Raw genomic sequence first — 19,889 nt, 5'->3', positions numbered from 1 at the left:
TGATAAGGGAAGCCCAGCTCCCCTCTGCTACCATCAGCGGTCAGCTTGCCGCCCCCCACCCTGCCAGCGGCCAGCGCCTTACAAACGCAACGCAACAGGAGTTTGCATGTCCTCTGATCTGCTCAAGGCCCTCGGCCTGGACGCGACCAACGCTGGCACCTACCTCGGCAATGGCGAGTGGTCCACCGCCACCAGCGCCGGTCTGATCACCCCGGTCAACCCGACCACCGGCGAGGCGATCGCCCAGGTCCACGCCACCACCGACGCCGACTACGAAACCATCGTGGCCCGCGCCCAGGAAGCCTTCAAGGTATGGCGCACCACCCCGGCCCCGCGCCGTGGCGAAGCCGTGCGCCTGTGCGGCGAAGCGCTGCGCGCCCACAAGGACGCACTGGGCTCGCTGGTCGCGCTGGAAATGGGCAAGAGCAAGCCCGAGGGCGACGGCGAAGTGCAGGAGATGATCGACATCGCCGACTTCGCCGTGGGCCAGAGCCGCATGCTCTATGGCTACACCATGCATTCCGAGCGCCCCGGCCACCGCATGTACGAGCAGTACCAGCCGCTCGGCCTGGTCGGCATCATCAGTGCGTTCAACTTCCCGGTCGCGGTGTGGGCCTGGAACGCCTTCCTGGCCGCGATCTGTGGCGATGTGTGCATCTGGAAGCCGTCCAACAAGACCCCGCTGACCGCCATCGCCTCGATGCGCATCTGCAATGAAGCGCTGCGCGGCGCCGGCTTCCCGGACATCTTCTTCCTGATCAACGACGCCGGCACCGAGCTGTCGCAGAAGATGGTGGCCGACAAGCGCGTGCCGCTGATCAGCTTCACCGGGTCCACCCAGGTGGGCCGCCAGGTCGCCGAAAAGGTTGCCCACCGCCTGGGCCGCTGCCTGCTGGAGCTGGGCGGCAACAACGCCATCATCCTGGACGAAACCGCCGACCTGAAGCTGGCCATCCCGGGCATCGTGTTCGGCGCGGTCGGCACTGCGGGCCAGCGCTGCACCACCACCCGCCGCCTGATCGTGCACGAATCCATCCATGACGACGTGCTGGCCACGCTGGTCAAGGCGTACAAGCAGGTGGAAGGCAAGATCGGCGACCCGACCGACCCGGCCAACCTGATGGGCCCGCTCAACAGCGACGGCGCCGTGCAGCAGTTCCTGGCCTCGATCGAGAAGGCCAAGGCCAGCGGCGGCACCGTGGAAACCGGCGGCACCCGCATCGACCGCGCCGGTAACTTCGTGCTGCCGGCCATCGTCACCGGCCTGAAGAACAGCGACGAAGTGGTGCAGCACGAGACCTTCGCCCCGATCCTGTACGTGATGAAGTACAGCACCCTGGACGAAGCCATCGACATGCAGAACGGCGTGCCGCAGGGCCTGTCCTCGTCGATCTTCACCACCAACCTGAAGGTCGCCGAGCGCTTCCTCTCGGCGGCCGGCTCGGACTGCGGCATCGCCAACGTCAACATCGGCACCTCCGGTGCGGAGATCGGCGGTGCGTTCGGCGGCGAGAAGGACACCGGCGGTGGTCGCGAGTCCGGCTCGGATGCGTGGAAGGTCTACATGCGTCGCCAGACCAACACCATCAACTACTCCGATTCGCTGCCGCTGGCCCAGGGCATCAAGTTCGACCTGTGATGCCCACGCCCGCTGCCCCATCGCTGGATTTCACCGGCCGCCGGGTACTGGTGGCCGGCGGCAGCAAGGGCATCGGGCGGGCAATGGCGCTGGCGTTCGCTTCGGCGGGCGCCCGCGTGTCGGTCTGCGCCCGCGGTGAGCCCGGGCTCACTGCGCTGCGCACCGATGCCCAGGCCCTGGGCCTGGACATCCACACCGCATCGGCCGACCTCGGGGTGCTGGACGACATCGGCCGCTGGCTAGCCGATGCCGCCCACGCGCTGGGCGGTATCGATGTGCTGGTCAACAATGCCACCGGCTACGGCATGGCCGACGATGAAGCCGGCTGGGAAGCCAGCCTGGGCATCGATCTGATGTCGGCGGTACGCGCCTCGCGACTGGCCCTGCCCTGGCTGCAGCAGTCCAGCGACGCCTGCATCCTCAACCTGGCCTCGATCGCCGCGCTGCAACCGCGACCGGGCGCTGCTCCGTATGCCGCGGCCAAGGCCGCACTGATGCACTACACCACCTCCCAGGCACTGGCGCTGGCCCCGCAGCGGATCCGCGTCAATGCCATTGCCCCGGGCTCGATCGAGTTCGAGGACGGCCTGTGGGCCCGTCGCCGCGAGCACGACCCGGCGCTGTACCACGCCACGCTGGCCAAAATTCCGTTCGGTCGCTTCGGCCAGCCGAAGGAAATCGCCGATGCCGCCCTGTTCCTGTGCTCGCCGCTGGCGCGCTGGATCACCGGCCACACCTTGAACGTCGATGGTGGCCAGGTCCTGATGGGCTGAGGCCCTGCCGGGTTGCACGCCGCCCGCGCCGATGGGCTAATCCCGGCGCAGGCACTATCATGGACGCTCTGCCATGGAGGAAACGGATGAACCAGCCCTATCGACAGACCAGCTCGCTGGCCGTAGTCAGCTTGATCATGGGCATCGTGGGCTGGACGGTCTTTCCGTTTCTCGGCAGTCTCATTGCCATCGTCACCGGCCACATGGCGCGCGCGGAAATCCGTCGCCAGCCGCAGGCCCTGGAAGGTGACGGCCTGGCGGTCGCTGGACTGGTACTGGGTTGGCTGGCGGTGATCGGCAGCATCCTGGTGGTGGTGGGTTTCGTGCTCTTCTTCGGTGGATTGGCCCTGTTTGCCGCATCCCAATCGTGAGGTCCCCATGAGTGCATCGGATTCGACCGAACGCTTCAGCAGCCGCGTCGCCGACTACGTCCGCTACCGCCCCGATTACCCGCCGGCCCTGCTGGACTGGCTGCATCACGATATCGGCGTGCCCACCGAGACCCTGGTCGCCGATATCGGCGCCGGTACCGGCATTTCCACCCGTCTGTTCCTGGCCAGCGGCCACCCGGTCATCGCGGTGGAACCCAATGCGGCCATGCGCGCCGCCGCCGAGCAGTGGCTGACCCCCGATTACCTGCGCCTGAAACTGGTCGATGGCACCGCCGAGGCCACCACCCTGGCCGACGACAGCGTTGGTCTGGTCGCTGCCGCCCAGGCCTTCCACTGGTTCGACACCGCCGCGGTGCGCCGCGAGTGGTCGCGCATCCTGCATCCCGGTGGGATGGCGCTGGTGTTCTGGAACTCCCGCCTGCTGGACGCCTCGCCGTTCCTGATCGGCTACGAGCAGCTGCTGCTGGAGTTCGGCACCGATTACACCCAGGTGGCCGAGCGCTACCAGGACGATGACGCCATGCGCGCCTGGTTCGGCGCGGGCCTGCGCGGCCTGGCCAGCTTCCCCAACGTGCAGCGCATGGATCTCGATGGCCTGCGTGGGCGCCTGCTGTCCTCGTCCTACGCGCCGCAGGCCGGCCACCCCCGCCATGCGCCGATGCTGGAGGCGCTGCAGCAGTTGTTCGATGCCCACGCCGTGGACGGCCAGGTTGCCTTTGAATACCAAACCCGTGCCTTTGTCGGCACGCTGGACTGATAGAACGCCATGTACTCGCTTGCCCGCCCCTTCCTGTTCGCCTTCGATGCAGAGCGCGCCCACGGCCTTGGCCTGAGCGGCCTGGAGCTGGCCTACCGCACCGGCACCACGCCCCTGCTGGCCGGCCGTATCGCACCGCTGCCCACCAAGGCCTTCGGCCTGGAGTTCCCCAATCCGGTTGGCCTGGCCGCCGGGCTGGACAAGAACGGCGAGCACATCGATGCCCTGCTGGCGCTGGGGTTCGGCTTCGTCGAAATCGGCACCATCACCCCGCGTCCGCAGGAAGGCAATCCGAAACCGCGACTGTTCCGGCTGCCGGCCCACCAGGCCATCATCAACCGCATGGGCTTCAACAACCTCGGCGTGGATGCACTGGTGCGCAATGTTGAACGAGCCAAGCGCCGCCACGGGCTGCTCGGCATCAACATCGGCAAGAACAAGGACACGCCCAACGAGCAGGCGTTCGACGACTACCAGCACTGCCTGCAGAAGGTGTATCCGCTGGCCGACTACATCACCGTCAACATCTCCTCGCCGAACACGGCCGGGCTGCGCGAGCTGCAGGAAGAAACGGCGCTGCGCCAGCTGATCTCGCAGCTGCGCGACAGCCAGGAAAACCTCGCCGCCAAGCATGGCCGGCGCGTGCCGATGCTGGTCAAGGTGGCGCCGGACCTGAGCGACCGCGACATCGATGCGGCCGCCCGCGTGCTCAGCGAATTGAAGGTGGACGGTGTGATCGCCACCAACACCACGATCGACCGCAGTGCGGTGGCCGGTGATCCGCGCGCGCAGGAGGCCGGCGGCCTGTCCGGCGCGCCGCTGCTGGGCCAGTCCACGCTGGTTTTGCGCCGGTTGCGCGCACGCCTGCCCGAGTCGATGCCGCTGATCGGCGTCGGCGGCATCCAGTCCGGCGCCGATGCGGTGGCCAAGATGTCCGCCGGCGCGGCCCTGGTGCAGTGCTACAGCGGCCTGATCTTCCGCGGCCCGGCCCTGGTGCAGGACTGCGTTGAAGCCATCCGCCGACGCCGCGAGGCCCCCAGCCGCGGTGCGGTTGCCCCCCTATGAGTAATGCAATGCCTGCCTGGACCCTGACTGAGAACGCGTCGCTGAAGGCGCTCAACACCTTCCACGTGGAGGCAAGCGCGGCACAGCTGCTGGAGCTGCACGACCCGTCGCTGCTGCCGGACGTACTGGCGCTGCCCCAGGTCGCCGGCGCGCCGCTGCTGGTGCTGGGCAGTGGCAGCAACGTGCTGCTGGCCGGCAACGTGGACGGCACGGTCCTGGTGTTTGCCAACCGCAGCATCGAGATCCTGGAACACCGCGCCGACCACACTGTGGTCCGTGCCGGCGCCGGGGTCAGCTGGCATGGGCTGGTGATGTGGTCGCTGCAGAATGGCCTGTCCGGGCTGGAGAACCTGGCGTTGATTCCCGGTACGGCCGGCGCCTCCCCCATCCAGAACATCGGCGCGTACGGCGTGCAGGTGGACGAGTTCATCCAGACCGTCGAAGCCTGGGACCGCGAGACCGCTGCGTGGGTTCGGCTGGATCCCGAGGCCTGCCAGTTCGGTTACCGCGACAGCGTGTTCAAGCAGATGCCGGAACGCTACCTGATCACCGCGATTGAACTGCGCCTGCCGTTGCTGCACGCCCTGCGCCTGGGCTATGCCGGCATCACGGAAGAAATGCAGGCCATGGGCGTGGAACTGCCGGTGGCCGCCGATGTGGCAAACGCGGTGATCAACATCCGCCGCCGCAAACTGCCTGACCCGGACGTACTGGGCAATGCCGGCAGCTTCTTCAAGAACCCGGTGCTGCCGCTGGAACAGGTGGAGGTGTTGCTGCAGCATTTCCCCGACCTGCCGGTGTACCCGGCCGACCAGGACACCCGGCGCAAGCTGTCGGCGGCCTGGATGATCGAGGCATGCGGCTGGAAGGGCTACCGCGACGGCGACGCCGGCGTGTCGCCGCACCATGCGCTGGTGCTGGTCAACCACGGCACCGCCAGCGGCGAGCAGCTGCTGGCGCTGGCGCGGCAGATCTCGGCCTCGGTGCTGGAGAAGTTCGGCGTGCCGATCGAACCGGAGCCACGCCTGATCGGCGCGCAGTGGTGACCCCGCCACTCGCCCTGCCCGCCCCCACTCCCCTGCGTGCGGCACTGCTGATGCTGGGCAGCACGCTGGCCTTCGGGCTGATGGCCGTGGCCATCCGCTATGCCACCCGCTCGGTGCCCACCCAGGAAGTGGCGTTCTTCCGCAACGCCTTCGGGCTGATGGCCCTGCTGCCGATGCTGCTGCGCCCGGGGCGCGCGTCGCTGAAGACCCAGCAGCTGCCCCGCTACCTGCTGCGCAGTACGATCGGCCTGGCGTCGATGCTGTGCGCGTTCTGGGCGATCGGCCACCTGCCGATGTCGCAGGCGATCTCGCTGTCCTACTCCACGCCGCTGTTCGTCACCATCGCCGCGGTGCTGTGGCTCGGCGAGACCGTGCGCGCGCGACGCTGGGCAGCGGTGATCATCGGGTTCATCGGCGTGCTGATCATCGTGCGGCCGGGCTCGACCAGCTTTACCCCCGGCACCCTGGTGGCGGTGCTGGCCGCGGTACTCAGTTCGCTGGTGGCGATCCAGATCAAGCAGCTGACCCGGGTGGACAGCGCCGATGCCGTGGTGCTCTACACCTACGTGTTCTGGGTGCCGCTGTCGCTGGTTCCCGCGCTGTTCGCCTGGGTGTGGCCGACCGGCATGGCGTGGGTGTGGCTGGCCGCCACCGGCCTGTTTGGCACGGTGGGCCAGCTGCTGTGGACGCGGGCGCTGCGCTTGGGCGAGGTCTCCGCACTGACCCCGATCAGCTTCATGCAGTTGCCGCTGGTTGCCGTGCTGGGCTGGCTGCTGTTCGGCGAAACCCTGGACCGCTGGACCGTGATCGGTGCCGGCATCATCCTGGGCGCCAATGCCTACATCGCCCATCGTGAAGCGGTACTGGCCCGCCACGCCAAATCCCAGGCTGTCACCGCCGCGGCGAAACCCGGCGAGTGAAACGCCTGAACCGCATGCGCGGTTGGATCTTCATTGAAGATCTCGCCGCGCGCCGGAATCACACGAGAAGCAGACGGGTCAATCCGCGCCGAACAGATCTCGCGTGTAAACCTTGTCCGCCACCCTGGCCAGCTCATCCGTCATGCGGTTGGCAACGATAATGTCGGCTTGTGCACTGAACGCATCGAAGTCATTGACGACCTTGGATCGATAGAACTCCGGAAGCGTCAGAACCGGCTCATGGACGATAACCTCGATTCCCTTTGCCTTGATCCGCTTCATGACGCCTTGCACCGCTGAAGCACGGAAATTATCAGACCCTGCCTTCATGACCAGCCGGTAGATGCCGACGACCTTGGGGTTGCGACGCACGATCTCGTCGGCAATAAAATCCTTTCGCGTGCGATTGGCCTCCACGATCGCATGGATCAGATTCTGCGGAACCTTGTCGTAGTTCGCCAGCAGCTGCTTTGTATCCTTCGGAAGGCAGTATCCGCCATACCCAAATGACGGATTGTTGTAGTGGTCTCCTATACGGGAATCCAGACTGACACCGGCAATCATCTGTCGGGAGTCAAGCCCGTGAGAGCTCGCGTACGTATCCAACTCGTTGAAGTAGGCGACGCGCATTGCAAGGTAGGTGTTGGAGAATAGCTTGATGGCCTCTGCTTCCGTGGCATCGGTAAAGAGCACCGGCACATCCTTTCGAATTGCCCCCTCCAGCAGAAGCCCAGCAAACACCGACGCCCGCTCTGACTGTTCACCGACGATGATTCGACTGGGATGCAGATTGTCGTAAAGCGCCCGCCCTTCACGAAGAAACTCCGGCGAGAACAGGATATTATCCCTGCCAAATTTCGCACGCAATGCACTGGTGCACCCAACCGGAACGGTGGATTTGATAACCACGACGGCATGCGGATTCACACGCATCACCTCTTTGATTACCGACTCGACAGAAGTGGTATCGAAGTAATTCGTCTTCGGATCATAATCAGTGGGCGTGGCCACAATCACAAACGTCGCGCCCGAATACGCAAGCTCGGAATCCAACGTAGCCACCAGATTCAGGCGTTTGCCTTGAAGAAACGCTTCGATCTCGCGATCTTCGATGGGCGCGCGCCCCGCATTGATCATTTCAACTCGGGCGCTGTCGATATCCAAAGCAACAACTTCATGGTGTTGCGCCAGCAACACCGCGTTGGACAGGCCAACATATCCAGTGCCGGCCACTGCGATCTTCATTCCAAGGTCCTTCTCAGGCAATTCAACGTACAAGAAGGAATGGTAGCAAATAGTCGAGTTGCGTCGTTTCTGCGCCCGCGCGCACGATCCACTCCATCTCCACGTGCAAACAGCCCGACCCTGTGCCGCCTGCCGGGGCCGGGACGATGTCCGCCGTTAGAGCCACCCCATGGGTGGCTGGCGCCCCAATGATCCCGGTCGCACGGCAGCCACCCCATGGGGTGGCTCTACCTCCCATGCCGGTCGCACCGAAGCCACCCATGGGATGGCGTTACCCCGCTTGCCCGGTGGCCGCGATCCAGCTGCGCGCCGCGCTGTCGACCACGTTGCCCGGCGCGAACTGCTCTTCCATGTAGCGCAGGGCCTGGCGACGCTGCGCCGGCGGGCGCGAGGCTGCACCCGGCTCCAACAGCAGGTCATGGAACTCCTGCACGTCATGCAGGATGCGCCAGTGCCGATAATAGGCCAGGCGCTCGAGGTCGATGCTCACCTCGCCGTAGCCCTCACCGAAGCCCGGCGGATCATCGCGCCCCCAACGCCCGCCCACGCCGGCACCGACAAACATCAGGTCGCGTTCGCGCGGGGCCAGCAGCATGTCGTCCCAGTCGATCAGGCACAGCCCGTGGTCGGCACGCAGCAGCAGGTTGCCGGCGTGCAGGTCGCCGTGGCACAGCACCCGCGCCCATGCCCGGCCCTGCAATCGCTCACGCAGCTGCGTGCAGTGCTGCCAGACCTCGCCAATACGGGGCCGATGCTGCTGCCAGGCGCGCAGGAACTGCGCGGCAAGATCATCACGCACGGGCCAACGCACGTCGGTGCGATGCAGCCACGCACCTACCCGCTCCACCGCGCTGTCGTCATCGAAATGGGGCTGCGCCAGCCCGGCGCGGAGGTCATCCGGCAAGGGCGTGTCGTGCACCTGCCGCAGCACTGCTCCCAGCCGCCGCCACTGCCCCTGCGACAGCGCCGACTCGAAACCGGATTGACCCTCGACATAGGCAAACAGCGTCCACTGCAGGCCGTCCATGCGCAGTGCCGGGGCGCCCTCCAGGGTGGGCTGTGGCGCGGCGATCTCGTCCAGGCCGCGCTGGCTGCGCAGGTACTGCAGCACCTTCCACACGGTCTCATCGACCGCGTAGCGCCGGCACTTCAGCCACCACCGCGCGCCATCGCGTGCGATCACCTGGTACACAGTGGCGCCCGCATCGGCACCGGTCGGCCGTTGCACCACCATGTTGGCCTGCACGCCCCATGCCTGCGACAACGCCAGGCCAATCTGGGACGTGGACAATTCCTGAGGATGCAGCATCAACCCGCCGTGTTGCACGAACACGCCATCACTATGTCAGAAACATACGTGGCGCACAGCGCAACCGATCACGAACCACACCGCTGCGCGCTGCCGTCAGGACGGCAGCGCGCGTTGGGTTACGGCATGAACTTCTTCTCTGCGCCGATCAGGATCGACTGCACGTCGCCCGCCTGGCTGTCGAACAGGAACTGGTACTCGAACCGGAACAACCAGCCGGAGGTGGACTGGAACGGCGCCCCGATGCCGAGCAGCGTGCGGCTGCGCGACTGGTCGCGCAGCGACGCCGAGTAGGCCGGGCCGGACAACAAGTCGCTGTAGCGCAGGGTGGCGGCATTGCTGCCCTGGAAATCACGCTGGAACTCGATGCGTGCGCCAGGCAGCCAGGTACCGCTGTCGGTGCGCACCAGGTACTCGCTGCGCAGGCCCAGGTTGCCGGTGCTGGTGCGCAGCTTCTGCTCGTCATAGGTCAGCGTGTCGCCCACCCGGCCCTGCTCGGTGTAGCCGTCCAGCGTTGCGTCGGCCACGTCCAGTCGTGCATACGGCGACAGCAGCAGGGTCTCGCTGCGGTGTTCGTAGCCCAGTGCCAGCGAGGCAAACAGCTGACGTCCATCGCGGCTGCCGTGCACGGTATTGCCATTGCCGGTGACGAAGCGCCGCGCGTCCAGCGACAACCACTGGTACCCCACCAGGCCATCGAGGTAGGTGTTGCGGCTCGGCCGCCAGCTGGCATACGTCGCCACGCTGTAGCTGTCCACGCTGCTGTGGCTGCCCTTGTTGCCGACATCGGCACTGTCGTGGCCGTAACCCACGCCCGCGCCGAGCGCCACGCCGTCACTGATCCGCGTGTCGGCGCCCATGCTCAGGCCGGACGTGGTGAAGTCCGCCGAGCTGCGGCCGTTGCGGTTATTGCCATTGCCGAAGCTGAGCGCGCCGCCGGTCCATACCGAAATACCGCCCGGCAGGCCGCCGGTGCCGCGGGTCGCATCGCCTGCCGTGGCATCGGCCGGATCTGCCGCAGGCTCGATCAGGTTCATGCGCAGGGAATCGGCCAGGCTCTGGTCCACTGCCGAGAGGTTAGCGCGCGGCCCTGTCCGTCCCGACGAGGCGGACGACAGGCTGATGCCGTTGCTGAAACCGTCGCCGCCGCCACGATGCAGGCTTTCCAGACGACGCTGGAAGTTGTTGATCTGGCCGGTGGCCATGCGCCGGGTGGCGTCGGCCTGCGCGTCCAGGATGCCCATCACTTCGGCGTCCTTGGTCGGGTCGGGGCGAGCGGTGATGGTCACCGCCAGCGCGGCCGGTGCGGAGGTCGCATAGGCGTTGCTCAGCGTGTACACCAACTGCGCCACGCCCGCATAACCACCCGCCGCGGCAAACTCCAGCCGGTAGCCGGCGTCGCTTGCCTTCACCGTGGCCGTACCCGCGTTGGCCGGCATCACCGACACCACGGTGGCAGCGGTGAACGGACCGCCGCGTGCGCCTTCGGTGAGCTCGACGCTGATGGTGGTACCCGCCAGGCCACTGGCCGTGAGCGCGGCAGCGATCGGCTGCGGGTTGACGGTGACCGTCACCTGTGCCGGGGCCGACACGCCGCTGCTGTTGGCCAGCGTGTAGGTGAACCCAACCGCGCCACTGGCCTCCAACGGCGCCGTGTAGCTGATCTGCAGGCCGGCGACGCTGGCACTGCCGGTGGCCGGTGCAGCCGCAATGGCGGCGGTGTCGAACGGGCCGCCGCTGGCGCCGGTGGTGGCATCGAAGGTCACAGTCTGGCCGGCCAGCACCGTCACCGTCTGCGCCGCCGCCACGGCCTGCGCCTGGCTGACGGTCACGGTGATGCTGCGGGTGCCGGCGTAGTTCTGCCCGTCACTTGCGCTGACTACGAAGGTGCTGGTGCCGATGCTGGTGGGCGTACCGCTGAGCACACCGTCGGCTGCCAACGCCAACCCGGCCGGCAGGCTGCCACTGGTCACGCTCCAGGTGTAGCTGCCGTTGCCACGGGTGGCGCTGAACGCATGCCGGTAGGCCTGGCCTACCTGCGGCGCGGCCAGCACGGCCGGGTCGACCACGATCTGTGCCGGATCCACGGTCAACGTGTAGGCCTGGTCCACCGATTGCCCGTTGGCATCGGTGGCGCGCACGGTCAGCGTGCTGCTGCCGGCACTGACCGGCGTACCGGACACCACGCCACTGGCTGCATCCAGCTGTATCCCCGCAGGCAGGCTGCCGCCCTGCAGCGTGTAGGTGTACGGCGCCACCGCACCGCTGGCGGTCAGCGCCTGCGTGTAGGCCACGCCGACCACCGCGTTGGGCAGGCTGCCCGGGGTCACCACCAGGTTGGGCGCGGCCACCTCCAGCGTGTAGTTCTGCATCCGCTGGAACGGTGCGCCGGCACCGGTGGAGGAATCGGTCACGGTCACTGCAATCGGGAAGTTGCCACTCTGCGTGGCCGTGCCGGACAACACACCGGTGGCTGCATTGAGGCTGATCCCGGCAGGCAACGCACCGGTGGCGGTGTAGGTGTACGGCGCGGTGCCGCCACTGCCGGCGAAGGTGGTCGAATAGGCCACCGCGTAGTCGGCCTGCAGGCTGCCTGCGGCCGGGGTCAGTGCCAGCGTCGGCGCGCCGGTCACAAGCACCAGGCCCTGCTGGTTGGTGACGCCATTGCTGTCGGTGACGCGCACAGTGACGGCGAAGCTGCCGGCATGGGTCGGCGTACCGCTGAAGGCACCGCCGCTGCTGAACACGATGCCGGCAGGCAGCGCACCGGAGACCAGGGCGAAGCTGTACGGCGCGGTGCCGCCCGTAGCGGAGAGCGTGGTGCTGTACGCGCTACCCACGGTGGCGGCCGGCACGCTGGTCTGGTCGATGGACGGACCGGCCGACGTGCTCAGCGTGTAGCTCTGCGCGCCGGTATGCGGCCCTGCCCCACCCGAGCTGTCGGTTGCCAGCACGGTGAAGGTGCTGGTGCCCGACGCGGTCGGCGTCCCGGACAGCACGCCGCCGGTGGTCAGCGACAGACCCGGCGGCAACGCACCGGTGGCCGAGAAGCTGTACGGCGCCACGCCGCCACTCGCACTGAAGGTGGCGCTGTAGGCCAGGCCCTGCGCCGGCGATGGCAGCATTGCCGGGGTCACGACGATGGTGGGCGCAGCAACCTGCAGGGCATACGCCCGTGCGCCGGTCTGGCCGTTGGCATCGGTGGCCGTCACGGTGGTGTTGAACGTGCCACTGGCCGTCGGCGTGCCCGACAGCACGCCAGCGCCGGACAGACTCATGCCGGCCGGCAGTGCGCCAGCACTGACCACGAACGTATACGGAGCGATGCCGCCAGTGGCGGACAAGGCCTGCGAGTACGGAATGGCCACGGTGCCGCCGGGCACCGTCGTCGGCGCAACAGCGATGGTGGGCAACGCGACGACCACGTTGTAGTTCTGACTGATGCTGAAGGGTGCGCCTGCGCCACCGCTGGAATCGGTCGCGGTCACCGTGATCGCAAACGAACCAGGTTGGGTGGGCGTGCCCGACAACGTCCCGGTGGCCGCCGCCAGCGACATCCCGGTGGGCAACGTACCGGCCGTTACGGCATACGTGTAAGGCGCGACGCCACCGCCTGCGCTGAACGCCTGGCTGGAGGCCGCCGCGTAGGTGGCGTTGAGCGTACCGGCCGCCGGCGACAGGGTCAGGGTCGGCGCACCAATGGTGATGGTGTAACTGCGTTGCCCGTTCTGCGCAGCCGCATCGGTCACCTGCACCACGGCGGTGAACGAACCGGCCGTGTTGGGCGTGCCGGAAATCACGCCGCCGCTGCTCAGAGTGAGGCCCGCGGGCAGCGCGCCCGACACCAGGGTGAAGGTGTACGGTGCACCCGCGCCCTGGGTTACCGACAAGGCCGCCGTGTACGCCGCACCGATCGCCCCGTTGGGCAGGGTCGCCGGGTTGAGCACCGGAATGCCGGGCTGCACGGTGCCGTTGTAGGACCGGGTGCCATTGAAGGGGCCGACGCCGGTACTGCTGTCACTGGCCTGCACAGTGAACGCATACGGGCCTGCATTGATCGGCGTGCCGGACAACGTGCCGCCAGTGTTGAGGGTCATGCCGGCGGGCAAGGCACCTCCGACGATGCTGAAGGTGTACGGCGCCGTGCCGCCACTGGCACTCAGCGCCGCGCTGTAGGCTGCGCCCTGGGTGGGATCGGGGAGCGTTGTTGGCGTAAGGTCGATGGTGGGCGCACTGATCGTCATGGTGTAGGCATGCGCGCCCGTCATGCTGCCGGCATCGGTGGCCGTGACGGTCCAGTTGAACGAGCCCCCCGCCGTGGGCGTGCCGCTCAGAACACCCGCGGACGACAGCGTCACACCGGCCGGCAGTGAACCCGCGACGACCGCGAAGGTGTACGGCGCTATGCCGCCGCTGGCGGTCACCGTCTGCGAGTACGCACTGCCTACGCCCCCCACCGGCAGGCTCGCCGGCGCAATGACGATGGCAGGCGGCGCAACGTTGAGCGTGTAATTGGCCGAGACACTGAACGGCGCACCCGTGCCGGTGCTGCTGTCGGCGGCAGTAACAGTCAGCGGGAAACTGCCGGTCTGCACCGGCGTGCCGGACAACGTGCCGGTACTGCTGTTGAAGCTGAGTCCGGAAGGCACTGTGCCACTCAGGGAATATGTGTAGGGCGCATTGCCCCCCAGGGCGGTAAAGCTCTGGCTGTACGCCATTCCGTATGCAGCCAGCAGGGTGCCGCTTGCCGGCGACAGCGCAAGCGTGGGCGCAGCGATGTTGGAGGAGTAGGCACGCTGGCCTGTCTGCAGGTTGGCATCGCGGGCCTGGAAGGTCACGTTGAACGTGCCGGCCGCCGTTGGCGTGCCCGACAGCACCCCGGACGCCGACAGTGACACGCCGGCCGGAAGACTGCCCGCAACGACCTGGAAGGTGTACGGCGCCACGCCACCGCTGGCGGTCAGGGTCTGCGAATACGGCGCGCCCGCAGCACCGAACGGCAGCGTCAGCGGTGCAATGGCGATGGTGGGCGGGGACACCGTAAGGGTGTAGACGCGGCTGAACGTGTATGGCGCCCCGGCACCCGTGGTCGCCTCTGTCACGCTGACCGTGAAGGCAAACGCGCCCGCCTGGGTAGGCGTGCCGGAAAGCACACCCGTGGTGCCACTGAAGGTGAGCCCAGTGGGCAACGCGCCACTCAACGTGTAGGCGTAGGGACTGGTGCCACCGCTGGCACTGAAGCTCTGGCTGTAGGCGGACCCATAAGTACCATTCAGCGCAGCGCCAGACGGTGCAAGCGAAAGCACCGGCGTCGCGATGGTGATCGTGTACGCCCGCCCGCCGATGGACGCACCGGCATCGGCGACCTGGACAGTCACTGGGAACGATCCTACGGCAGTGGGCGTGCCGGAGATCTGCCCAGTGCTGGTATTCAAGGCCAGGCCGCCCGGCAAGGACCCAGCGACAATCGCAAACGTGTACGGCGCCCCTGCTCCGCCCGTGACCGTGAGCGATTGGGCGTAGGCAGCCCCGGCGGTGCCACCCGGCAGCGTTGCCGGCCCGATCACCGGGGTGTCCTGCTGCACCGTGCCGCTGTAGCCACGCGCACCGGTGTAGGGGCCGCTGCCGGAACTGCTGTCCGTGGCCGTGACGGTGAACGCGTAGGCCCCGGCGGTGGTGGGCGTGCCGGATAGTACCCCGGTCGGGGAGAGTGTGATGCCAGCCGGCGCTACGCCACTGGTCACCGCATAGCTATACGGCGCAGTACCACCGGCAGCGGTAATGGTCTGACTGTAGGCCGCGTTGCGGGTGAGCGTGGGCAAGGTGGTGGGCGCAATCGAAATTGTCGGTGCGGACACGACCAGCGTGTAGCCGCTCGCCCCCGTGTTGCCGGCAGTGTCGGCGGCGCGCAGGGTGAAGTTGAAGGTACCGCCTGCGGTCGGCGTGCCGCTCAGGGTGCCGTTCGTGGCCAGCGTGAGACCTGTGGGCAGTGCGCCGGTGACCACCGTATAGCTGTAGGGCCCGCCGTTACCGCCGGTGGCGGCCAGCGTGGTGCTGTAGGCAGTGGCCACGCCAGCGTTTGGCAACGTCGTGGGCGAGATGATAATCGGCGGAGCCGTCGAGACCACCATCGTAAAGGCCGTTGCGTCGCGATACGGGCCAGTCCCGGTGCTGCTGTCAAAGGCGCTGATGGAGGACGCGTAGCTGCCCACTGCGGTGGGGGTGCCCGACAGCACGCCGGCTGGACTCAAGACGATGCCCGGCGGCAGGTTGCCGGTGTCCCGGGCGAAGCTGGTGTACGGCGCCGTACCGCCCTGCCCGACCAGTTGATGGCTGTAAGGCACGTTCACGGTCATCGTCGGCGGGGGCAGCAAGGTGATGGTCGGCGTGTCCACCACGAACGTATAGGCCTTGCTGGTGGTCAGGCTGGCGGCATCGGTGACATTCACCGTGACCGAATAGGTGCCGCCGCCACTGGCGGTGCCCGAGAACGTGCCATTGCTGAAGGTGATGCCCGGCGGCAGCGTTGCCGCACCCAGGGTGTAGGTGTAGGGAGCAGTACCGCCGCTGCTGCCCATGAGCAGCGTGTAGCTTCCACCAATGATCGGCTTGGGCGCGCTGGCCGGCGTCACGGTGATGGGGGATGATGCGGCGCCGATGTTCACGGTGACATTGACGGTTTGGCCGTTGTCATCCTTGAAGGTGAACGTGTCGACCAGCGCGCCACTGCCGTTGTTGGTGTAGGTGACCCGGTTGGTCAGCGAGTTCACGCTCACCTGGCCGTGGGCAGTGGCGTAGTTGTTGGGATTGCCAACCGGGCCGCTGCCCCCGATGCCGCCGAAGGAATCGCAGGCGCTTGCATCGATGACGATGGTGCCGCCGGAGACCATGGGCGAGGTGGACGGCACGGTGTTCGCATCGGGCACCGTCATGTCAGGGCAGTTGGCAGCCTGCACACCGGCCGACCACAGCAACGCCATCCACAGTGGCGTCAATATAATGACGCGACGCAGTTTGAATGCCGACAGCTGATTCACCACGGCCAGCGCTGCGCGCTGGACCCACGTTCCCTGTGCCATGAATTTATCCCCTGAAACCAGGGCCGCACTTCCCCACGAAAACGCCCCCCGGCGGGCGTAGTAGGAAACCAGCGGCAGCACTTGTCAAGCACGATGTGTTTGATGAACAGTACAGCCACGCTTGGGGTCAGGAGCGGGAGCTGTAGTCAAGGAAAGGGGATAGCCACCGTGTCGGATGCATTTATGGGGCAGATAATCATCAACTCATTCGGTTTTGCGCGAAAATACACCGCCTTCTGCAACGGAGGCGAGCTGCCGATCGCGCAGAACCAGGCGCTGTTTTCGCTGCTGGGAACCTTCTATGGCGGCAACGGTGTTACCACCTTCAAACTGCCGGACATGCGCGGGCGCGCAGCGGTGGGGCAATCGCAGAATCTGCCGATCGGCAGCGCGGGAGGCACGGAACAGGTCACGCTGCTCTCGACCCAGATTCCGCAGCACACCCACATCGCCATCGCCACCAGCGACGACGGCACGGCCCGTACTCCGGTGAACAACCTTTACGCAAAAGCGGGCCGCAACCTGTACGGACCGTCCAACGCGCAGACGGTGGCACTGCATCCGTCGACACTTTCCAGCAGCGGGCAGACCCTGCCCCACGACAATATGCAGCCCTACAGCGTGCTTAACTTCTGCATTCTGCTGCAGGGCATCTACCCTTCGCGCAACTGATCGGAGATCTGGAATGAGCGAAACATTTATTGGTGAGATCCGGTTGTTGCCTTACAACTTCGCCCCGGCTGGCTGGCTGGACTGCGATGGCGCACTGGTGCCGATCAGCGAATACGACACGCTGTTCACCCTGATCGGCACCACCTACGGCGGTGACGGCGTAAACACCTTCGCATTGCCCAACCTGAGCGGACGCGTTCCGGTCCACCAAGGCACGATGCCTGGCGGCAGCACGCGGGTTCTGGGCCAATTGGGCGGCAGCGACACCGTCACCTTGACCCTGCCGCAACTGCCCGCGCACAGCCATCCCATGCTGGCCACCACTGCAGCGGCCAACTCGCCGAATCCAACGGCGGCCTCCGTGCTGGGCGCGGTCAGTGGCGACACCATGTACACCGCCGACATCACCGGGATTGAAAGCCGATCCCTGGCGGCAAGCATGCTCAGCCCTGCAGGCGGTGCGCAGCCGCATGACAACACCATGCCGAGCCTGACAGTGCGCTACTGCATCAGCATGTACGGCATCTACCCGAGCCAGGGTTGAACACCCGCCCTATCCACCATGGACCACAGCACTGCCACAGGGATTTGACCCATGACTGACCCGTTTCTAGGCGAAATCCAGATGTTCGGCTTCCAGTTCGCGCCCTACCGCTGGGCAATGTGCACCGGACAGATTCTTCCCATCCAGCAGAACACCGCGCTGTTCGCCCTGTTGGGCACGAACTTTGGCGGCGATGGCCGCGCCACGTTCGGCCTGCCCAACCTGCAAGGCAACGCGGCCGCCAGCCAGGGACAGAATGCGGGCGGCGTTCTGCGCACGCTGGGCGAGCCTTTTGGCACTGCCCAGGTGACGCTGTTGCCCACGGAAATGCCACCGCACACTCACGCCATGAACGTGTACGCGCAACGCGATCCAGCCAAGCTGCACGGCACACCCGCGCAGGGCGATGCAGTGACCATTCCAACCACCACCTCGCCCTTTGCCGACACCACGCCGTCCAATGCCAGTTTTGCACCGACCATGGTGGTGCCCACTGGCGGCAGCCAACCGCATGAAAACCGGCAGCCCTACCTGACGGTGAACTTCTGTATTGCGTTGAGCGGCGTGTTCCCGCAACGCCCTTGAACCACGCACTGCCCGGGTTTCCCCTGTCGCCGCCACCGGTCGTGGCGGCGACCTCCCCGTTGCATGCCTGTGGGGTAACCCTGCGTTGCGCCGAAGCAGCTGATCTGACCTTCCTGCGCGCGCTTTATCATCAATCACGCCACGCCGAACTGGCTGCAGTGCCGTGGCCACCGCCGTCCCGGCAGGCCTTCCTTGACAGCCAGTTCGAACTGCAGCACCGCCACTATGTGAGTCACTACCGGCAGCCCGAATTCCTGATCGTGACCCGCAACGATGCCGCGCTGGGGCGCCTGTACCTACATACCGAAAATGATGCGCTGTGCATCGTGGATATCCTGCTGCTGGACACCGTGCGTGGCCAGGGCGTGGGAACCGCCCTGCTCGGCCACGTGCGGCAACTGGCGCACCTGCGTGGCTGCCACCGCATCCAGCTCAGCGTGCTGCGCGACAACACCGCCGCGCAGCGCCTGTATCACCGTCTGGGATTCATCCAGAGCAGTGCCGATGACAGCCGCATCGGCATGTGCCTGCCCCTCAGTTGAACAGTGCCTGGTAAATGAACCCGGTACGATCGCGCGCGATCGGCACCAGGAAGATGCCGAACTCACCCAGCGCTTCATGCTGCATCGGGTAGGTTTTCTGCGGGAACACGATCGCCGCTTCGTGGCGGAACAGCAGCGAGAACGGTGCGCGTACCTGTCCCGGCAGTGACTCCCCCGGCTGCAACGGGCGCGCCTCGACCAGCACGAACGCGGTGTTTCCCACATCGCCCAGCGCAACCTCGAACGTCTGGTTCACCAGTCCTGCAAAATTGTCCAGGGCAAAAAACTGCATGCGCTTCCCATCCTTGCAACGCCAGGGTCAGGGAGCGAGTCTTGCACAAAGCCGTCGCGGGCGGAACAGCATGCGCGCGTGCCGGGGCAGACGCCTGCAACCGCCGCGCCCGGCGTCAATGGACAGTGCGGCCGGGCCAGCGCACGCAGCGATTGAACGTTTGCCCGTCAAGTTGACAGGCAAGGCAGTGGACGACGCGTCACGTGGTGCGCCCTTAGAAGAACTCGTCCAGCAGGCAATAAAACGCCAACGCCGCAGGATCGGGCACGGTGCCGTAGCGCGCAAAGAACGGCGCCACCCACTGCTCGCCGAGGTTGCTGGCAATGCTGCGCGCAGCAAGCGCGAGGTCCTGGTGGCGATCGGCCACGCCCAACCGTCCGCAGTCGATGAACCCGGTGAAGCAGCCCTGTGCCGCCATCAGGTTGGGCAGGCACGCGTCGCCGTGGGTCACGACCAGGTCCGCCTGCGCCGGCACGCTCGCCATCAGCGCCGCGAAGACCTGCGACACCGGTTGCCCCGCGCGCGCGTCATCGAAATCGTCGGCATCCACGGCGCCGGCTTCCATGCGTGCCCGTGCCGCCGCCAGGCGATGCGGCAGCCGGTGGTCAAACGGGCAGGTGTCGATCGGCAGCCTGTGCAGCACCTGCAGCGCATCGGCCACCAGATGCACGACCTGCAGCGGGGCGAGGTCCGGCGACGATGCCAGGTCACGGCCGGGCACCGCGCGCATCAGCAACCAGCGCCCACTGGCATCGTCGTGCGTATCCAGCACCTGCGCCGCCTCCACGCCCTGCCCCTGCAACCACCGCAGGCGCGCCACTTCATCCTGCAGTTCACCGAACGGATCATCGGCCGGCTCGCGCTTGAGGAACACATCCGGGCCGTCGACGCCGTGCACCCGGAACACATCCGCGCGTGAGGCGCCGATCGCCTGGGCCTCGATGCGGCAGCCGGCCAGGCGCTGGCGCCACACGTGGGGAAGAAGCCGGGTGCCCGCGGGCTCAGGGATGATCGTGGAAGATGGCATAC

Annotated in this window: 16 protein-coding genes; 11 read left to right on the top strand and 5 right to left on the bottom strand. The window is 66.7% G+C overall.

The window, feature by feature from the left end:
- Positions 1-106 precede the first annotated feature (106 nt).
- From amaB to ACZ0AE_RS08570, 7 genes are all read left to right on the top strand, one after another.
- Positions 107-1,639, top strand: a complete 1,533-nt coding sequence (gene amaB, locus ACZ0AE_RS08600) for an L-piperidine-6-carboxylate dehydrogenase (protein WP_141058386.1) — start codon at positions 107-109, stop codon at positions 1,637-1,639.
- On the top strand, positions 1,639-2,412 hold the full coding sequence (locus ACZ0AE_RS08595) for an SDR family NAD(P)-dependent oxidoreductase (protein ID WP_463600831.1): 774 nt from the start codon (positions 1,639-1,641) through the stop codon (positions 2,410-2,412). The genes amaB and ACZ0AE_RS08595 overlap by 1 nt, the downstream gene beginning before the upstream one ends.
- An 86-nt stretch (positions 2,413-2,498) precedes the next feature.
- Positions 2,499-2,783: a DUF4190 domain-containing protein gene (locus ACZ0AE_RS08590; RefSeq protein WP_038688720.1), complete on the top strand. Its 285-nt coding sequence runs from the start codon at positions 2,499-2,501 to the stop codon at positions 2,781-2,783.
- A gap of 7 nt (positions 2,784-2,790) precedes the next feature.
- Complete coding sequence (locus ACZ0AE_RS08585; protein ID WP_137189316.1) at positions 2,791-3,561, top strand: class I SAM-dependent methyltransferase; 771 nt, start codon at positions 2,791-2,793, stop codon at positions 3,559-3,561.
- A 9-nt stretch (positions 3,562-3,570) separates the two neighbouring features.
- Entirely contained in the window at positions 3,571-4,626 is a 1,056-nt protein-coding gene (locus ACZ0AE_RS08580; protein ID WP_141058388.1) for a quinone-dependent dihydroorotate dehydrogenase, read from the top strand.
- Positions 4,623-5,672 carry a UDP-N-acetylmuramate dehydrogenase gene (gene murB / locus ACZ0AE_RS08575; protein WP_463600830.1) on the top strand — a complete coding sequence of 350 codons (1,050 nt, stop codon included), beginning with the start codon at positions 4,623-4,625 and terminating at the stop codon, positions 5,670-5,672. Before ACZ0AE_RS08580 ends, murB begins: the two co-directional genes overlap by 4 nt.
- A gap of 32 nt (positions 5,673-5,704) precedes the next feature.
- Positions 5,705-6,592 (top strand): DMT family transporter, encoded by an 888-nt coding sequence (locus tag ACZ0AE_RS08570; RefSeq protein WP_463602079.1) that lies wholly within the window; start codon positions 5,705-5,707, stop codon positions 6,590-6,592.
- A gap of 78 nt (positions 6,593-6,670) precedes the next feature.
- Here the strand turns inward: ACZ0AE_RS08570 and ACZ0AE_RS08565 are convergent, their stop codons facing one another.
- From ACZ0AE_RS08565 to ACZ0AE_RS08555, 3 genes are all read right to left on the bottom strand, one after another.
- Positions 6,671-7,837, bottom strand: coding sequence for a nucleotide sugar dehydrogenase (locus ACZ0AE_RS08565; protein ID WP_463600829.1), 1,167 nt, complete (start codon positions 7,835-7,837; stop codon positions 6,671-6,673).
- A 271-nt stretch (positions 7,838-8,108) separates the two neighbouring features.
- On the bottom strand, positions 8,109-9,128 hold the full coding sequence (locus ACZ0AE_RS08560) for a phosphotransferase (protein WP_463600828.1): 1,020 nt from the start codon (positions 9,126-9,128) through the stop codon (positions 8,109-8,111).
- A 137-nt stretch (positions 9,129-9,265) separates the two neighbouring features.
- The gene (locus ACZ0AE_RS08555) at positions 9,266-16,225 is read right to left on the bottom strand and encodes a putative Ig domain-containing protein (protein WP_463600827.1); all 6,960 of its coding nucleotides are present in this window, start codon (positions 16,223-16,225) and stop codon (positions 9,266-9,268) included.
- Between the two features lie 183 nt (positions 16,226-16,408).
- Here ACZ0AE_RS08555 and ACZ0AE_RS08550 point away from each other — a divergent pair, with 183 nt between their 5' ends.
- The 4 genes from ACZ0AE_RS08550 to ACZ0AE_RS08535 are packed head-to-tail and all read left to right on the top strand — an operon-like array spanning position 16,409 to position 18,568.
- Entirely contained in the window at positions 16,409-16,897 is a 489-nt protein-coding gene (locus ACZ0AE_RS08550) for a phage tail protein (protein WP_463600826.1), read from the top strand.
- 13 nt (positions 16,898-16,910) lie between these two features.
- A complete protein-coding gene (locus ACZ0AE_RS08545) occupies positions 16,911-17,441 on the top strand; it encodes a phage tail protein (protein WP_463600825.1) in 531 nt (176 codons plus the stop codon).
- Between the two features lie 51 nt (positions 17,442-17,492).
- The gene (locus tag ACZ0AE_RS08540) at positions 17,493-18,026 is read left to right on the top strand and encodes a phage tail protein (protein ID WP_463600824.1); all 534 of its coding nucleotides are present in this window, start codon (positions 17,493-17,495) and stop codon (positions 18,024-18,026) included.
- Positions 18,023-18,568 (top strand): GNAT family N-acetyltransferase, encoded by a 546-nt coding sequence (locus ACZ0AE_RS08535; RefSeq protein WP_463600823.1) that lies wholly within the window; start codon positions 18,023-18,025, stop codon positions 18,566-18,568. The genes ACZ0AE_RS08540 and ACZ0AE_RS08535 overlap by 4 nt, the downstream gene beginning before the upstream one ends.
- On the opposite strand, the gene ACZ0AE_RS08530 is transcribed toward ACZ0AE_RS08535, so the two are convergent.
- Both ACZ0AE_RS08530 and ACZ0AE_RS08525 read right to left on the bottom strand, forming a co-directional pair.
- Positions 18,561-18,860, bottom strand: coding sequence for a DUF6916 family protein (locus tag ACZ0AE_RS08530; RefSeq protein WP_038688735.1), 300 nt, complete (start codon positions 18,858-18,860; stop codon positions 18,561-18,563). The genes ACZ0AE_RS08535 and ACZ0AE_RS08530 overlap by 8 nt on opposite strands.
- A gap of 214 nt (positions 18,861-19,074) precedes the next feature.
- Positions 19,075-19,887 carry an APH(3')-II family aminoglycoside O-phosphotransferase gene (locus tag ACZ0AE_RS08525; protein WP_463600822.1) on the bottom strand — a complete coding sequence of 271 codons (813 nt, stop codon included), beginning with the start codon at positions 19,885-19,887 and terminating at the stop codon, positions 19,075-19,077.
- Positions 19,888-19,889: the final 2 nt, after the last annotated feature.

The organism is Stenotrophomonas sp. AC248, assembly GCF_979258185.1.
The sequence above is the reverse complement of the archived record's forward strand: the minus strand, read 5'-3'. Positions and strand labels throughout refer to the sequence as shown.

Excerpts from the sequence above, each read along its gene's own strand:
- amaB (WP_141058386.1), top strand. The coding sequence starts at position 107 with ATGTCCTCTGATCTGCTCAAGGCCCTCGGCCTGGACGCGACCAACGCT.
- ACZ0AE_RS08595 (WP_463600831.1), top strand. The coding sequence starts at position 1,639 with ATGCCCACGCCCGCTGCCCCATCGCTGGATTTCACCGGCCGCCGGGTA.
- ACZ0AE_RS08590 (WP_038688720.1), top strand. The coding sequence starts at position 2,499 with ATGAACCAGCCCTATCGACAGACCAGCTCGCTGGCCGTAGTCAGCTTG.
- ACZ0AE_RS08585 (WP_137189316.1), top strand. The coding sequence starts at position 2,791 with ATGAGTGCATCGGATTCGACCGAACGCTTCAGCAGCCGCGTCGCCGAC.
- ACZ0AE_RS08580 (WP_141058388.1), top strand. The coding sequence starts at position 3,571 with ATGTACTCGCTTGCCCGCCCCTTCCTGTTCGCCTTCGATGCAGAGCGC.
- murB (WP_463600830.1), top strand. The coding sequence starts at position 4,623 with ATGAGTAATGCAATGCCTGCCTGGACCCTGACTGAGAACGCGTCGCTG.
- ACZ0AE_RS08565 (WP_463600829.1), bottom strand. The coding sequence starts at position 7,837 with ATGAAGATCGCAGTGGCCGGCACTGGATATGTTGGCCTGTCCAACGCG.
- ACZ0AE_RS08555 (WP_463600827.1), bottom strand. The coding sequence starts at position 16,225 with ATGGCACAGGGAACGTGGGTCCAGCGCGCAGCGCTGGCCGTGGTGAAT.
- ACZ0AE_RS08550 (WP_463600826.1), top strand. The coding sequence starts at position 16,409 with ATGGGGCAGATAATCATCAACTCATTCGGTTTTGCGCGAAAATACACC.
- ACZ0AE_RS08545 (WP_463600825.1), top strand. The coding sequence starts at position 16,911 with ATGAGCGAAACATTTATTGGTGAGATCCGGTTGTTGCCTTACAACTTC.
- ACZ0AE_RS08540 (WP_463600824.1), top strand. The coding sequence starts at position 17,493 with ATGACTGACCCGTTTCTAGGCGAAATCCAGATGTTCGGCTTCCAGTTC.
- ACZ0AE_RS08530 (WP_038688735.1), bottom strand. The coding sequence starts at position 18,860 with ATGCAGTTTTTTGCCCTGGACAATTTTGCAGGACTGGTGAACCAGACG.
- ACZ0AE_RS08525 (WP_463600822.1), bottom strand. The coding sequence starts at position 19,887 with ATGCCATCTTCCACGATCATCCCTGAGCCCGCGGGCACCCGGCTTCTT.